General features: G+C 64.9%; 14 protein-coding genes. 12 read left to right on the top strand and 2 right to left on the bottom strand.

The annotated features are described in order from the left end of the window. The first annotated feature begins 117 nt into the window (after positions 1-117). Together FBZ93_RS16030 and FBZ93_RS16025 are read left to right on the top strand one after the other, a co-directional pair. Positions 118-978 (top strand): 23S rRNA (adenine(2030)-N(6))-methyltransferase RlmJ, encoded by an 861-nt coding sequence (locus FBZ93_RS16030; RefSeq protein ID WP_146986875.1) that lies wholly within the window; start codon positions 118-120, stop codon positions 976-978. 260 nt (positions 979-1,238) lie between these two features. After that, positions 1,239-1,451, top strand: a complete 213-nt coding sequence (locus tag FBZ93_RS16025) for a cold-shock protein (protein WP_016844477.1) — start codon at positions 1,239-1,241, stop codon at positions 1,449-1,451. Between the two features lie 275 nt (positions 1,452-1,726). Here FBZ93_RS16025 and FBZ93_RS16020 read toward each other — a convergent pair whose 3' ends face one another. Then, complete coding sequence (locus FBZ93_RS16020; protein ID WP_146986874.1) at positions 1,727-2,350, bottom strand: outer membrane protein; 624 nt, start codon at positions 2,348-2,350, stop codon at positions 1,727-1,729. Positions 2,351-2,615: 265 nt separating this feature from the next. On the opposite strand from FBZ93_RS16020, the gene uvrC reads away from it, so the two are divergent. The 7 genes from uvrC to FBZ93_RS15985 all read left to right on the top strand — a co-directional run bounded on the left by uvrC (position 2,616) and on the right by FBZ93_RS15985 (position 9,666). Continuing rightward, positions 2,616-4,724, top strand: a complete 2,109-nt coding sequence (gene uvrC / locus FBZ93_RS16015; protein WP_146986873.1) for an excinuclease ABC subunit UvrC — start codon at positions 2,616-2,618, stop codon at positions 4,722-4,724. A 192-nt stretch (positions 4,725-4,916) separates the two neighbouring features. Then, complete coding sequence (gene pgsA, locus FBZ93_RS16010) at positions 4,917-5,531, top strand: CDP-diacylglycerol--glycerol-3-phosphate 3-phosphatidyltransferase (protein ID WP_016844474.1); 615 nt, start codon at positions 4,917-4,919, stop codon at positions 5,529-5,531. Next, positions 5,528-5,779: a molybdopterin converting factor subunit 1 gene (gene moaD, locus FBZ93_RS16005; protein WP_146986872.1), complete on the top strand. Its 252-nt coding sequence runs from the start codon at positions 5,528-5,530 to the stop codon at positions 5,777-5,779. Before pgsA ends, moaD begins: the two co-directional genes overlap by 4 nt. Before the next feature lie 8 nt (positions 5,780-5,787). Next, positions 5,788-6,255, top strand: coding sequence for a molybdenum cofactor biosynthesis protein MoaE (locus FBZ93_RS16000; protein WP_146986871.1), 468 nt, complete (start codon positions 5,788-5,790; stop codon positions 6,253-6,255). After that, complete coding sequence (gene prmB / locus FBZ93_RS15995) at positions 6,255-7,205, top strand: 50S ribosomal protein L3 N(5)-glutamine methyltransferase (protein ID WP_146986870.1); 951 nt, start codon at positions 6,255-6,257, stop codon at positions 7,203-7,205. Before FBZ93_RS16000 ends, prmB begins: the two co-directional genes overlap by 1 nt. 175 nt (positions 7,206-7,380) lie before the next feature. After that, positions 7,381-8,796: an EAL domain-containing protein gene (locus FBZ93_RS15990; RefSeq protein WP_146986869.1), complete on the top strand. Its 1,416-nt coding sequence runs from the start codon at positions 7,381-7,383 to the stop codon at positions 8,794-8,796. A 15-nt stretch (positions 8,797-8,811) separates the two neighbouring features. After that, positions 8,812-9,666 carry a TIGR01459 family HAD-type hydrolase gene (locus tag FBZ93_RS15985; RefSeq protein ID WP_146986868.1) on the top strand — a complete coding sequence of 285 codons (855 nt, stop codon included), beginning with the start codon at positions 8,812-8,814 and terminating at the stop codon, positions 9,664-9,666. Between the two features lie 264 nt (positions 9,667-9,930). On the opposite strand, the gene FBZ93_RS15980 is transcribed toward FBZ93_RS15985, so the two are convergent. Beyond that, positions 9,931-10,326: a response regulator gene (locus tag FBZ93_RS15980; RefSeq protein ID WP_016844467.1), complete on the bottom strand. Its 396-nt coding sequence runs from the start codon at positions 10,324-10,326 to the stop codon at positions 9,931-9,933. A 214-nt stretch (positions 10,327-10,540) separates the two neighbouring features. Here FBZ93_RS15980 and FBZ93_RS15975 point away from each other — a divergent pair, with 214 nt between their 5' ends. The 3 genes from FBZ93_RS15975 (at position 10,541) to ileS (ending at position 15,320) form a co-directional block, all read left to right on the top strand. Next, on the top strand, positions 10,541-11,512 hold the full coding sequence (locus FBZ93_RS15975) for a bifunctional riboflavin kinase/FAD synthetase (protein ID WP_146986867.1): 972 nt from the start codon (positions 10,541-10,543) through the stop codon (positions 11,510-11,512). A gap of 17 nt (positions 11,513-11,529) precedes the next feature. After that, on the top strand, positions 11,530-12,057 hold the full coding sequence (locus FBZ93_RS15970) for a sugar O-acetyltransferase (protein ID WP_146987056.1): 528 nt from the start codon (positions 11,530-11,532) through the stop codon (positions 12,055-12,057). A gap of 263 nt (positions 12,058-12,320) precedes the next feature. Then, entirely contained in the window at positions 12,321-15,320 is a 3,000-nt protein-coding gene (ileS, locus tag FBZ93_RS15965) for an isoleucine--tRNA ligase (protein ID WP_146986866.1), read from the top strand. The last annotated feature ends 29 nt before the right edge of the window (positions 15,321-15,349 follow it).

Genomic DNA, 15,349 nt, shown 5'->3' with positions numbered 1-15,349 from the left:
GCCAAGGCCCCGCCGAGCTCAGACGTCAACCCCGCCGAAGCTTGAGCGAAGGCCGGGACAGGTCGGGCATGACGAAGTACAACATGCGCACCCTCAGGAGCGCAGCGCGATAACAGCATGAACTACCGTCACGCCTTTCATGCCGGCAGCTTTGCCGACGTCATCAAGCACATCGTGCTGGTGCGCATGCTCACCTATTTGCAGGAGAAGCAGGCGCCGTTCCGCGTCATCGACACCCATGCCGGCGCCGGCATCTACGATTTGACGTCGAGCGAAGCGCAGCGCGGCGGCGAATGGCTCACCGGCATCGCGCGATTGATGCAGGCGCGGCTCTCAGACAAGGCGTTGCCCTTGATCGGGCCCTATCTCGACATCGTCAGGGCATTCAATCCGAGAGGCGAATTGAAAACCTATCCGGGATCGCCGCTGATCGCACGAGCGCTGCTGCGTCCGCAAGATCGTCTGACGGCGTGCGAGCTCGAGCCCGGCGCGCGCAAGCAGTTGATCGATGCATTGCGCCGCGACGCGCAGGCGCGCGTCGTCGATCTCGACGGCTGGATGGCGCTGCCCGCCTTCGTGCCGCCGAACGAGCGGCGCGGCCTCGTGCTGATCGATCCGCCGTTCGAAGCGAAGGATGAGTTCGAGCGGCTGGCCAGTGCTTTTACGGAAGCGCATGCGAAGTGGCCGACCGGCGCGTACCTTTTGTGGTACCCCGTAAAATCCCGGAGGGCCACCGACGACCTCGCGCGCAGCGTGGCCACTGCAACAGCAAGCAGCAGGCCCGCCGGCAAATGCTTGCGTTTGGAATTCAGTGTAGCGCCGCAAGAATCCGACGCTGGCCTCGTTTCCACCGGCCTTTTGATAGTGAATCCGCCGTGGACGCTGGCGAACGAGCTGAAGATCATCCTGCCCGAACTCGAGAAGCCGCTTGGTCAGGGAGGCGCGGCACGCTTCAGACTCGAGACGCCTAAACCTTGATCGGTAGCACCCACTGAAAAGTTCGATTTTGAGCATAGGCAATTTGCGCGGAACCGTATTATGCTCATCCTGTTACGACTGGCTTTACGTTCCGCTTCCGCGAATGGTTGCGGCGGAGTGACAAGGCCGAAATAAATCCAGGCAGACCGGCGGCGTGACGCCGGCCTGTTCAGGTGGCCAAGCTTCCGACAAGCGAATGTCGGTCAACCGCTGCGCGGCGTGCGCGTAGCGGTGGAGCAATACGGGGGAGGAGTTTCCCGATGGCCATGACTGGGACAGTCAAGTTCTTCAACGGAGAGCGTGGCTACGGCTTCATCAAGCCTGATGATGGCGGCCGCGATGTGTTCGTTCACATCACAGCTGTCGAGCGTGCAGGATTGAAGGACCTGACTGAAGGACAGCGCATTACGTTCGAGGTTGAACCGGACAAGAAGGGCAAGGGCCCGAAAGCCGTCAACCTGGTGGTTTCATGACGAGCCCTCGCGATGCGCGGCTCGTCCTGAACGGCGAATGAAGCGTTGCGTGTGAATTGATTGCCGGGCGCGTGGCTCGCGCTCGCTGCATGACCACCTGCATGATGCGGACGCGGCTGACGGTGCCCGCATATCAGATGCGTGCGGCCGACCGGCTGGCTGCGCTGATGCCGCGGCGTCGACGCTGCCGCGCGCGATGTCGCCCTGACCTGCGCAAAGAAAAACCCGGCCGCGCGAGCCGCGACCGGGAGTTGAGATCAGACGTTTTCTTGTTCTCAGAAGTGATAGTTGATGCCGGCGCGAACCAGGCTGAAGCTGTAGCCGTTCGACGCACCGCCGGTGACCGTGAAGTTGCTGTTGGCGAGATCGACGTAGAGATATTCGATTTTGGCGCTCCAGTGCGGAGCGAAGCCCATTTCGGCGCCGGCGCCGACGGTGAAGCCCGCATTGGTGTGGCTCTCCGTCATGCCGAAGGTCTCGCCGCGCAGTTCGCCGAAGGCGAGACCACCGGTCGCATAGAACAGCACGTTGTTGACCGCATAGCCGGCGCGGCCGCGCACCGTGCCGAACCACGGGTTGGAGAATTTCCAGGGCGCGAACCGATCGTCGGCCGTGGTGCCCTGGATATCGGCCTCGAAACCGAACACCCAGGGTGAACCGTTCTGGAAATTGTAGCCGGCCTGCACGCCGCCGACGAAACCGGACGGCTTGGTCGGGTTGTTCTCGACCGAGCCCCAGCCATAGCCGACGTTGCCGCCGAGATAGGGACCTGCCCAGCTATAGGCATTGAGCGGCTGATAAACGGTATAGGGCGAGCCGTAGTTGAGATCGGCCGACGCCGCCGAGGTCGTCCAGCCTGCGACGATCAATGCCAGCGCACGCGCAACCAACCGGGTCATAGCTACTCTCCACCACGCAACTGCCGCAGCCCGCCGGCCCCAGGGCCGGCGTGGTTACGGAATTCCACTTTTTTCGCTAAGGTTTATCGAGAGTTTTAAGTTAAAGGGCTGTTAAGCTCGGTTACCGGCCTGCTCATCAGTCTTAACAATGTGTTACCTGCCGGCCGCGGCCGCGGCGCGGGCTCGGTAACCTGCTGCGATCGGGACTGTTTTCCGGTGCCGCCAACGCTGGCGAGCGGTCCCCCAAGCGCTTAGTTTACGGCCCATGGTTCACGATTCTCCCGAGCGCCCGACGCCGGCCCACAAGGCCGTCTCCAAGCCGCGGCGCGGTTCAAAGTCCGACCTGTCACAGGACGACCTGACGCTCGACACCAGCGATGTCGATCCCGAGACCTCCGCCGCCGAGGAGGAGGATGACGCGCGCCTGCCCGAGGCTGCCGACGACGCCACCGAGGCCGTCGCCGAGGGGACGCTCTCGGTCGGGCACGCCGCGATCGAGAACGCGGTCCGCCTCGCCCCGACCTCGCCCGGCGTCTACCGCATGCTCAATGCCGCCAACGACGTGCTCTATGTCGGCAAGGCGAAGAACGTCAAAAAGCGGCTGTCGTCCTATGCGCGCGCCAACGCGCCGCTGCCGGCGCGCATCCTGCGCATGATCGCGGCGACCACGCATGTCGAGATCGTCTCGACCATGACCGAGACCGAGGCGCTGCTGCTCGAAGCCAACCTGATCAAGCAGCTCCGCCCGCGCTTCAATGTGCAGCTGCGCGACGACAAATCGTTTCCCTATATTCTGATCTCAGGCGACCATTGGGCGCCGCAGATCCTCAAGCATCGCGGCGCTCAGTCGCGGCCCGGACGCTATTTCGGCCCGTTCGCGAACGCAGGCGCGGTCAACCGCACCATCACGGCGCTGCAGCGCGCGTTCCTGATCCGCTCCTGCACCGACGGCTTCTTCGAAAGCCGCAGCCGGCCCTGCCTGCTCTATCAGATCAAGCGATGTGCAGGCCCCTGCACGCGCGAGATCGATTTCCCCGGCTATAGCGAACTGGTGCGCGAGGCGACCGAATTCCTCTCCGGCCGCAGCCACGCCGTGAAGGAATTGCTCGCGGCCGAGATGGAGAAGGCCTCCGGCGAGCTCGAATTCGAGACCGCGGCGCTGTACCGCGACCGCCTTGCAGCGCTGTCGGCGATCCAGTCGCAGCAGGGCATCAACCCGCGCACGGTCGAAGAGGCCGACGTGTTCGCGATCCACCAGGAAGGCGGCTATTCCTGCGTCGAGGTGTTCTTCTTCCGCACCGGCCAGAACTGGGGCAACCGCGCCTATTTCCCGAAGGCCGAGAAAAGCTTCACGCCCGAGGAGGTGCTGTCCTCGTTCCTCGCGCAATTCTACGACGACAAGCCGCCGCCGAAGCTGATCCTGCTGTCGCACGAGATCGAGGAAAGCGCGCTGCTCGCCGACGCGCTGTCGGTGAAGGCCGGATCCAAGGTCGAGGTCTCCGTGCCGAAGCGCGGCGAGAAGAAGGAGCTGATCGGCCATGCGCTCACCAATGCGCGCGAGGCGCTCGGCCGCAAGCTCGCCGACACCGCGACGCAGAGCCGGCTGCTCGAAGGCATGGTCACGACGCTCGGCCTGCCGCACACGCCAAAGCGCATCGAGGTCTACGACAACAGCCACATTCAGGGCACCAACGCGGTCGGCGCGATGATCGTGGCGGGACCCGACGGGTTCATGAAGAACCAGTACCGCAAGTTCAACATCAAGTCCGAGGGGCTGACGCCCGGCGACGACTACGGGATGATGCGCGAGGTGCTGGAGCGCCGCTTCAAGCGTCTCTTGAAGCCGCCGGAGGGCGAGGCTGCCAAAGACGGCGCAAAGCCGAACGAAAGCGACAAGGCCGACGACGAGTCGTTCCCGCAATGGCCCGATCTCGTCATCATCGACGGCGGCCGCGGCCAGCTCAACGCGGTCAGGGAGATTTTCGCAAATCTCGGCCTGACCGGGGTCTCGCTGATGGCGGTGGCCAAGGGGCCGGAGCGCGATGCCGGGCGCGAAACCCTGTTCATGCCGGACCGCGAGGCCATCAAGCTGGAGCCGCGCGACCCGGTGCTGTATTTCATCCAGCGGCTGCGCGACGAGGCCCACCGCTTCGTGATCGGCTCGCACCGCAAGCTGCGCAAGAAGGACATCCGGGAGGCTGGCCTGCAGGAGATCCCGGGCATCGGCCCGTCGCGCAAACGTGCCTTGCTGCACCACTTCGGAACGCTCAAGGAGATCGAGCGGGCCTCGATCGCCGACCTCGGTAAGGTTCCCGGCGTCAGCGCCGAGAGTGCCCGCAAGATTTTCGAGTTTTTCCACGCCCAGCCGGGTTAAACCAAAGGCTATTCATCAGGGCGTCGCCTGCGACAGGGCATCTGGGGCATGATGCGGAAAAGTGTCAGGCAACGTTACGAAAAGGTCACGCTTAAACAACGAGCTAAGGCGCCATGACGATTCCACGTAATGTTGCCGCGCTTTGGCGCCCGCACGGTTGACCTTCTCGCTTCAGCGGTATTGGTAGAACGGATGAACATCGCCACGACCCGGGGACAGACCAAGACCATGTCCCTCCCGAATATCCTGACCTACGCCCGGATCGCCGCCATTCCGGTGGTGATCGGCTGCGTCTACTGGCAGTCGATCCTGGACGGCCCGTTGTGGCTGCGCTGGGTGGCGCTTGCCGTGTTCATTGCGGCGGGGATCACCGACTATCTCGACGGCTATTACGCCCGGATGTGGGACCAGCAGTCCGCCTTCGGCCGGATGCTCGATCCGATCGCCGACAAGCTATTGGTCGCCTCCAGCCTGCTGATGCTGGCCGCCGACAATTCGATCCACGGCTGGACGCTATGGGCGGCGATCGTGATCCTGTGCCGCGAGATTCTGGTCTCGGGCCTGCGCGAATATCTCGCGGGGCTCAGGGTCAGCGTACCCGTCACCAAGCTCGCCAAATGGAAGACGACGATCCAGCTGGTGGCGATCGGCTTTCTGATCGCGGGCGAAGCGGGCGAACAGGTGTTCCCGGCCACCACCCTGATTGGCATCGTGCTGCTGTGGATGTCGGCGATCTTCACGATCTATACCGGCTGGGATTACTTCCGCGCCGGCATCCATCACCTCATCAAGGAGGATGAGGGATGAAGCTGAAATATTTCGCCTGGGTGCGTGAACGCGTCGGCAAGGCCGAAGAGACCGTCGAGCCGCCGGCCGAGGTGCGCACCGTCGCCGACCTGATCGGCTGGCTGACCGCGCGCGACGATGCCTATGCCTATGCGTTCGAGAAGCCCACGGTGATCCGCGCCGCGATCGACCACGCCCATGTCAAGCAGGATGCGGCAATCATCGGTGCCCGCGAGATCGCGTTCTTCCCGCCGATGACGGGCGGTTAGATCTACTTATGACCGTCACTGCGACCATCCGGATCCAGGAAGCCGACTTCGACGTCGCGCAGGAGATCGCGACCTTGAGCAAGGGCCGCACCGATGTCGGCGCGGTGGTCAGCTTCAGCGGCATCTGCCGCGGCAGCGAACAGGGCGAGCCGATCGCCGCGCTGACGCTCGAACATTACCCCGGCATGGCAGAAGCCGAGATCACGCGCCACGCCGACGAGGCGCTGGCGCGCTGGCCGTTGCAGGGCCTCACCATCATCCACCGCTTCGGCCGGATCGCGCCGGGCGAGAACATCGTGCTGGTCGTCACCGCCTCGGCGCACCGGCGGGCCGCGTTCGAGGCAGCCGAGTTCCTGATGGACTATCTCAAGACCAACGCACCGTTCTGGAAGCGCGAGGAAAGCGCGCGCGGCACGAATTGGATCGAGGCGCGCGACCATGACGACGCGGCCGCCGCGCGCTGGACCAAATCCTGATGGCCAAGCGCAGCAAAGTGCCGGCAAAGCGCAGCCCGGCCGCGCCGAAGGTCGGCGCGGGCGAGCTTCACACCCTGTTCGATTACCTGCGCTACGCGGTGAGCCGCTTCAACGCGGCAAAGCTGGTGTTCGCGCACGGCACCACCGATCCGGTCGCCGAGGCCGCGTTCCTGATCACTGAGACGCTGCATTTGCATCCCGACCAGTTCGAGAATTTCGCGACCGCGCGCGTTACGATCAGCGAGGGCAAGCAGATCCTCGACCTGATCGAGCGGCGGATCGCAACGCGCAAGCCGGCCGCCTATCTCGTCAACAAGGTCTATATGCGCGGCCTGCCGTTCTATGTCGACGAGCGCACCATCGTGCCGCGCTCGTTCATCGGCGAATTGCTGGATTCGCATTTCGGCGGCGACGAGGACGGCACTTCGCTGATCGGCGATCCCGCGGAGGTCGAAAGCGTGCTCGACCTCTGCACCGGCTCCGGCTGCCTTGCGATTCTGGCCGCCCGGCATTTCGCCAACGCCGACGTCGATGCCGTCGATATTTCAAAGGATGCGCTCGAGGTCGCCGCGCGCAACGTCGCCGACCACGGTCTCGAGGACCGCCTGACGCTCCATCGCGGCGATCTGTTCAAGCCGCTCGGCGACAGCACCTATGATCTCATCATCTCGAATCCGCCCTATGTCGACGCCGAAGGCATGGCGGCATTGCCGCGCGAGTGCCGCGCCGAGCCGAAGATCGCATTCGACGGCGGCGCTGACGGGCTCGATATCGTCCGCCGCCTGCTCGACGAGGCCAAGCAACATCTGACTCCGCAAGGCGGGCTGCTCTGCGAGATCGGCCGCGGCCGCGACAATGTCGAGGCCGCCTATCCCAACCTGCCGCTGCTCTGGCTCGACACCGAGGACTCCGAGGGCGAGGTATTCTGGATCGCCGCCGCCGACCTCTGAGCGGCCCGGCGCGGCCGATCCGGACCATTACGGAACTGGACTGCGGGACCGGATCGGGCGAAGCGAAAATCGTGTGCAGTTCCAGCCGGTTCCAAAGATCGCAGGCCCGTCGAATCAACAATGGTGCTAAGCTTGCGCGCCGGGGATGTTCGGACGGAGGGCGCGGGCGCGCGACATGATTCGCATTTCGACGATCTTCATCGCCATCTGCATGGTGCTGGTCGCAGCCTCGCTCGGCTTCGTCCTGTATTCGGTGGCGGGCATCAGCGGATCGGAATCGGCGATCGTGGCGCTCACCGCCCTCACCTGCCTGATCCTCTACAATGCGGTCTCGATGCGGTTGCGCGACCGCAGCGATGTCGGCGGCCAGATCGCGGATCTGTCGCGCGGCACCGCTGACCTCGCCCGCCAGGTCGCCGAATTCGGCCGCCGGCTGGCCGCGGTCGAGGGCCGGATCGCTTCGGCCAATTCCACCGGCGCCGACCGCATGCAGGGCATGGCCGGCGAGATCAACGAGCTTGGCGGATTGGTGCGGCAGCTTGCGGCATCCGTCGCCCATCATGAGGATCTGCTGGCAGCGGCCCCGGTGGCGCAGCCCGACGCCTCGCCGCGCGACGATCTGCTGCAACCGGTGGCGCCGGCCCCGACCGTCGTGTTCGCGCCCCCGCCGCCAGTTGCGCCGCCTCCGCCGCCGATCTCGCGCAGCCAGGCCCAGCTCGTTGCCGCGATCAGGCATGCGATCGACGAGAACCGGCTCGACATCTACCTGCAGCCGATGGTGACGCTGCCGCAGCGCAAGGTGCGCTATTACGAGGCGGTGACGCGGCTGCGCGACGAGCGCGACCAGGTGCTTGCCGCCGACGACTTCATCGAGGCCGCCGAGGCCGCCGGCCTGATCGGCCGCATCGATCACATGGTGATGCTCCGCTGCGTCCAGGTGCTGCGCCGCCTGATGATCCGCAGCAAGGATGTCGGCGTGTTCTGCAACGTCTCGGCGGCGACGCTGGCCAGCCCCGCGCATTTCACCCAGTGCCTCGACTTTCTCGAGGCCAACCGCGCGCTGGCGCCGTCCTTCGTGCTCGAGTTCAAGCAGGCGACCTTCCGCAATCTCGGCCCGGTCGAAAGCGAGAACCTCGCGGCGCTGTCGCAACGCGGCTACCGGTTCTCGATCGACCATGTCAGCGACCTCCGCCTCGAGCCGCGCGAGCTCGCCGATCGGGGTGTCCGCTTCATCAAGGTGCCGGCGGCGCTGCTGCTCGACGCCAGGCAGAGCGCGACGTCAGATATCCATCCGTCCGATCTGTCCGACCTGCTCGGCCGCTTCGGCATCGACCTGATCGCCGAACGGATCGAGGGCGAGCGCTCGGTGGTCGACCTGCTCGATTACGATGTCCGCTTCGGCCAGGGCTTCCTGTTCGCGCCGCCGCGACCGTTGCGGCCGGAAGGGGCATCTGCTACCGCCGAAGCTCCGCAGGCCAACCCCCAGGACTTCAATGGCGCCGGCACTTCCGCACCTGTCTCCAGCCCAACAGCGCCGCCGCGCGCAACCGGCAGCGCCGCGCTGGCGCGCCGCGCGCTCGGTCCGAGCTAGCCAACGGCCTGCATCATGACCTCATTGCGCTTCGTGGAGCAATTGCGCGACCTTGTCGGCGATGTCGACGTCGTGTTGTCGGACATCTGGGGCGTCGTGCATAACGGGCTCGAGTCCTTTCCCGAGGCCTGTGAGGCCCTGCACAATTTCCGCAAGCAGGGCGGCACGGTCATCCTGATCACCAACGCGCCGCGGCCAGCCGATTCCGTGCAGCGCCAGCTGCGCAAGCTCGGCGTTGCGGACGAGACCTATGACGCGATCGTCTCCTCCGGCGACCTGACGCGGCACTTCGTGGCCGCCCATCCCGGCCAGAAGATCTTCTGGATCGGCCCGGAGCGCGACAGCTCGATCCATCGCGGCCTCGACGCCACCATGGTGCCGCTGGAGCAGGCGGACTACATCATCTGCACCGGCCTGTTCGACGACGAGACCGAATCCGCCGAGGACTATCGCGACACGCTGCTGAAAGCGCTCGAGCGCAAGCTCACGCTGGTCTGCGCCAACCCGGATATCGTGGTCGAGCGCGGCGACCGGCTGATCTATTGCGCCGGCGCGGTCGCCGAACTCTATCGCGAGCTCGGCGGCGAGGTGATCTTCTACGGCAAGCCGCACCGGCCGATCTACGAGCGCGCCATGGCGCTGGCCGCCGAGCACCGCGGACATCCGACCGAACGCAGCCGCGTGCTCGCGATCGGCGATTCCGTGCGCACCGATCTCGCCGGCGCCCTTGGCTTCGGCATCGATCTCCTGTTCGTCACTCGCGGCATCCATTCCGAACAGTTCGAGGGCATCGAGCAGCTCGATGCGGCCTCGATCAAGGAATTGTTCGGCCACCCGCCCCGCGCGCTGATGCGCGAGCTGAAGTGGTAGCGGCCACTCCCGCAGGGGCGCGCTGCCAAAATATCGAAAACAACCCCATGCAAAGTGGCCCACGGCGCCGGATGTTCGACCGGTCGCCTTGACACGTCGGGCAACTCAGGGGCATACTTCTAATATTCCGAAATTGCGGACGCGTCCGCTCGTCTTGCCGTCAACCCCAAAGACGGAAATGCCCGGGCCATCTAGCGCGAAGACGCGCTTCGCGCTTCTGCCCGGGCATGACGTGAATTTCAGTTGATGCGATGGACGAGCGTCTTACGCGGTCGCCATGTCCGGGAAGACCGCCTCGATCTTGGTCTTCAGCGTCGCCGCGTTGAACGGCTTGACGATGTAATTGTTCACGCCGGCCTTCTTGGCCGCGATCACGTTCTCGGTCTTGGATTCCGCCGTGATCATGATGAAGGGCGTGGTCGCCAGATTGGGATCGGCGCGGACTTCCTTGAGCAGGTCGTATCCGGTCATCGGCTCCATGTTCCAGTCGGAAATCACCAGGCCATACTTCTTGCCGCGCATCTTGTTGAGCGCCGCGGAGCCGTCGGAAGCATCGTCGATATTTTCGAATCCAAGCTGCTTGAGAAGATTCCGGATGATGCGGATCATGGTGCTGTAATCATCAACCACCAGAACCGGCATGGACAAATCAACCGCCATCTTTTCCCCCAAAACGCCTGACGCAACTTGGCTTCTGCACGAACGCAGGTTTCGGGCAACGAGTAACAGCTGGCGTTAAACAGCGCGTTAACCGGCTGAATCCGGATTGTTACGGATTTGACGCGATTTTCGCTAAGCTTGACTTCCACGCCGCCGCCGCGTCACGGTCCGGCCCGCAACAATCATGCTTAAGAATCCTTGAAGAATATCTGACATGAGCACCGGCTTTACCGTTATCCGCGACAACACCCCCGAAAGCGCCATCCCGAAGGGCGCCGTGGTCGCGATGGGAAATTTCGATGGCGTCCATCTCGGTCACCGCGCTGTGATCGGTGCGGCGCTGGCGATGGGCAGAGCGCGCGGCGTGCCCGCGCTCGCCGTGACCTTCGAGCCGCATCCACGCAAATTCTTCAGCCCGAACACCCCGCAATTCCGCCTCACGGACGAGACCAACAAGCTGCGGCTGCTCGCGGCGACCGGCCTCGCCGGCGCCGTCGTCATGACCTTCGACAAGGCGCGCGCCGGGACCACGGCGCAGGATTTCATTCACCATGACCTGATCCGCCGGCTCGGCATCAGCGGCATCGCGGTCGGCTACGACTTCCATTTCGGCAAGGGCCGGGTCGGCTCGCCGAGCCTGCTCGTCAGCGAAGCGCCGCGGCTCGGCATCGAGGTCGATGTGCAGGCCCATGTCGACATCGAGGAGCGGCCGGTGTCCTCCAGCGCGATCCGCATGGCGCTTGCCGAGGGCGAGGTCACCGATGCCACCACGATGCTGGGCGGACCGTGGTTCGTCACCGGCAAGGTGATCCATGGCGAGAAGCGCGGCCGTGACCTCGGCTTCCCCACCGCCAATATCCGCCTCGACAAGCATTGCGGCCTGAAGCACGGCATTTATGCGGTGCGGGTCGGCAAGGGCACGCAGCGGTTCGACGGTGTCGCAAGCTTCGGGCGCCGGCCGACCTTCGACAACGGCGCGCCGCTGCTCGAAGTGTTCCTGTTCGACTTCAAGGGCGATCTGTACGACACGGTCCTCGATGTCGCATTCATCGGTTTCATTCGTGAAGAGCTGAAATTCGACACCATCGAGGCGTTGATACGCCAGATGGATGACGACAGCGCCAAGGCGCGCGCGCAACTCGCCGCCGCGCCGGACGCGTTCCCGCAGCTCGGAGCGATTGGTTGAAGACAGAAAAAGAGAAAATGCTGGCGGGCGAGCTGTATCGCCCGGATGCGGAGCTTGCCGCCGACCATACCGCGGCGGAACATTGGATGGCGCGCTACAACGCCTCGGGCGCGTCCTCCGCGGGCGAATTGCACGCACTGCTTGCCGAGCGCTTCCGAAAGGTCGGCAAGGGCGCCGTGATCCGCCCGCCGTTCTTCTGCGACTACGGCAGCAATATCAGCCTTGGCGACGGCGTGTTCCTCAACTTCAACTGCGTCATCCTCGACGTGGTCAAGGTCGTGATCGGCGACCGCACCCAGATCGGGCCCGCCGTGCAGATCTATACCGCCGACCACCCGCGCGACGCCGAAACCCGGCGCGCCGGACTGGAATTCGGCCGCCCGATCCGGATCGGCAGCGACGTCTGGATCGGCGGGGGCGCCATCATCCTGCCCGGCGTCACGATCGGCGACGGCGCCCTGGTCGGGGCCGGCAGCGTGGTGACGCGGGACGTCGCGGCCGGTACCATCGTGGCCGGAAATCCGGCCCGGCGGCGGCCTGCCTAAAGGCATACGGTTCTTGACCCGTCACCCTGATGCTCTTGCGAGCCTCCGGGTGACGGTGAGCGAAACGGTCCGCCGGCCACTGGGGGCTTTGCGATTTGCCCGCGTGGCTGCTATGGAAACCCCATGTTTTCGCGGCGCATCATACGGATTAGCGGCCCGGCTTCCGCCTGAGCCTCAAGGCTCGGCGCAAGACCGGGACTTTCGCCGTTTTCACCCGCGATTGATCGCGTTTCCGCGCCCGCACCTGCCAAATCAGAGCTTTCATGTCCGACAAGCCGCAAAAGACCGACGCTAACGACTATTCCAAGACCCTTTACCTGCCGCAGACGGAATTCCCGATGCGCGCCGGCCTGCCCCAGCGCGAGCCGGAAATCCTGAAATACTGGAACGAGATCGGCCTCTACGACAGGCTCCGCCGGGAAGCCGAGGGCCGCGCCAAATTCGTGCTGCATGACGGCCCGCCCTACGCCAACGGCAACATCCATATCGGGCATGCGCTGAACAAGATCCTCAAGGACGTCGTGACCAAGAGCCAGCAGATGCTCGGCTTCGACTCCAACTATGTGCCGGGCTGGGACTGCCACGGCCTGCCGATCGAATGGAAGATCGAGGAGGAGAACTACCGCTCCAAGGGCAAGCAGAAGCCGGACTTCCGCGACTCCGCCGCGATGGTCGCGTTCCGCCGGGAATGCCGCGCCTATGCGACGCACTGGATCAACGTGCAGCGCGAGGAGTTCAAGCGGCTCGGCATCATCGGCGACTGGGATCATCCCTACCAGACGATGAGCTATCCGGCCGAGGCGCAGATCGCCCGCGAGCTGGTGAAGTTCGCCGCCAACGGCACGCTGTATCGCGGCTCCAAGCCGGTGATGTGGAGCGTGGTCGAGAAGACCGCGCTGGCCGAAGCCGAGGTCGAATACGAGGACTACACCTCCGACATGGTGTGGGTGAAATTCCCGGTCACCTCGCCGGCGCATGGCGCGCTCGCCAATGCCTCGGTCGTGATCTGGACCACCACGCCATGGACGCTGCCCGGCAACCGCGCGATCTCGTTCTCGCCGAAGATCGGCTACGGCCTCTACAAGGTGACGGATGCGCCCGCTGACAATTGGGCGAAGACCGGCGACCTCCTGATCCTGGCCGATGCGCTCGCCGCCGAAGTGTTCAAGCAGGCCCGCGTCACGTCCTATGAGAAGGTCCGCGATATTCCCGGCGACACGCTCGACGCCGTGGAATGCGCGCATCCGTTGAAGAGCTTCGGCGGCGGCTACGAATTCATCGTGCCGCTGCTCGCCGGAGAGCACGTCACCGACGACACCGGCACCGGCTTCGTGCACACCGCGCCGAGCCACGGCCGCGAGGACTTCGACGTCTGGACGGCCAACACCCGCGAGCTCGATGCGCGCGGCATCCCGACCGCGATCCCCTACACCGTCGACGAGAACGGCGCGTACACCGCGCAGGCGCCGGGCTTCACGGGAAAACGCGTGCTCAACGACAAGGGCGAGAAGGGCGACGCCAACGAGGCGGTGATCAAGGCGCTGATCGAGGCCGGCAAGCTGCTCGCGCGCGGCCGCCTCAAGCACCAATATCCGCATTCCTGGCGCTCCAAGAAGCCGGTGATCTTCCGCAACACCCCGCAATGGTTCATCGCGATGGACAAGGACATCGCGGAGAACGGCCACGCCAGGAAGGGCGACACGCTGCGCGCCCGCGCGCTGCACGCCATCTCGGTCACCCAATGGGTGCCGCCGGCCGGCGAGAACCGCATCAACGGCATGATCGCCAACCGTCCGGACTGGGTGATCTCGCGGCAGCGCGCCTGGGGCGTGCCGATCGCCGTGTTCGTGCGCGAGAACGCTGACGGCTCGGCCGAGATCCTGCAGGACGAGGTGGTCAACCAGCGCATCACCGAGGCGTTCATGGAGGAAGGCGCCGACGCCTGGTACATGGACGGCGCCCGCGAGCGCTTCCTCGGGAGCCGCGCGTCCGAAAACTGGAAGAAGGTCGACGACATCTGCGACGTCTGGTTCGATTCCGGCTCCACGCACGCGTTCGTGCTGGAGGACCGCCAGAACTTCCCGCAGCTCGGCAACATCGTCCGCAAGGTCGACGGCGGCAACGACACCGTGATGTATCTCGAAGGCTCTGACCAGCATCGCGGCTGGTTCCATTCGTCACTGCTGGAAAGCGCCGGCACGCGCGGGCGCGCGCCCTACGACATCGTGCTGACCCACGGCTTCACGCTCGACGAGAACGGCCGCAAGATGTCGAAGTCGCTCGGCAACACGGTCGAGCCGCAAAAGGTGATCAAGGATTCCGGCGCGGATATCCTGCGCCTGTGGGTCTGCGCCACCGACTATGCCGACGACCAGCGCATCGGTCCGGAGATCCTGAAGAACACCATCGAGACCTATCGCAAGCTGCGCAACTCGATCCGCTGGATGCTCGGCACGCTGCATCACTTCAAGCAAGCTGAGAAGGTCGCGTTCGCCGAGATGCCCGAGCTCGAGCGGCTGATGCTGCACGAACTGGCCGGCCACACCGAGACCATCCGCAAGGCCTATGCCGCCTTCGACTACAAGACCGTGGTCGCAACTCTCGCCGCCTTCATGAACTCCGAGTTGTCGGCGTTCTACTTCGATATCCGCAAGGACACGCTGTATTGCGACCCACCGTCCTCGGTGGCGCGCAAGGCAGCGCTGACCACGATCGACCTGCTGTGCGACGCGATCCTGAAATGGCTGGCGCCGATCCTGAGCTTCACCACAGACGAAGCCTGGCGGATGTACCGGCCGAACGCCGAGCCTTCGGTGCACCTCACGCTGTTCCCCGAAGGTCTCGAGCAGTTCAGCAACGATGCCCTCGCCGCGAAGTGGGAGACGATCCGCGACGTCCGCCGCGTCGTCACCGGTGCGCTGGAGCTCGAGCGCGCCGCCAAGCGGATCGGCTCCTCGCTCGAGGCATCGCCGGTGATCTACATCGCCGACCGCACGATGCTGGCCGCGCTGTTCGATATCGATCTCGCCGAAGTCTGCATCACCTCGAACTACGAGGTGCGCGAAGGCGAGGCGCCGGCGAACGCCTTCCGCCTCGATGCGGTGCCCGGCGTTGCCGTGGTGGTCGAGAAGGCGGTCGGCACCAAATGCGCGCGCTCATGGAAAATCCTGCCCACGGTCGGCGAGGACCCTGAGTATCCCGACGTCTCGCCGCGCGACGCGCAGGCGCTGCGCGAGTGGAAGGCGCTGGGGGTTACGACCTAGCCGTCGTCCCTGCCTAGTGCGCAATTGCG

It is taken from the genome of Bradyrhizobium macuxiense, from assembly GCF_007993935.1.
GTDB lineage: Bacteria > Pseudomonadota > Alphaproteobacteria > Rhizobiales > Xanthobacteraceae > Bradyrhizobium > Bradyrhizobium macuxiense_A.
Note: the sequence above shows the minus strand (reverse complement) of the source record. Positions and strands in the feature narration are given on the sequence as shown.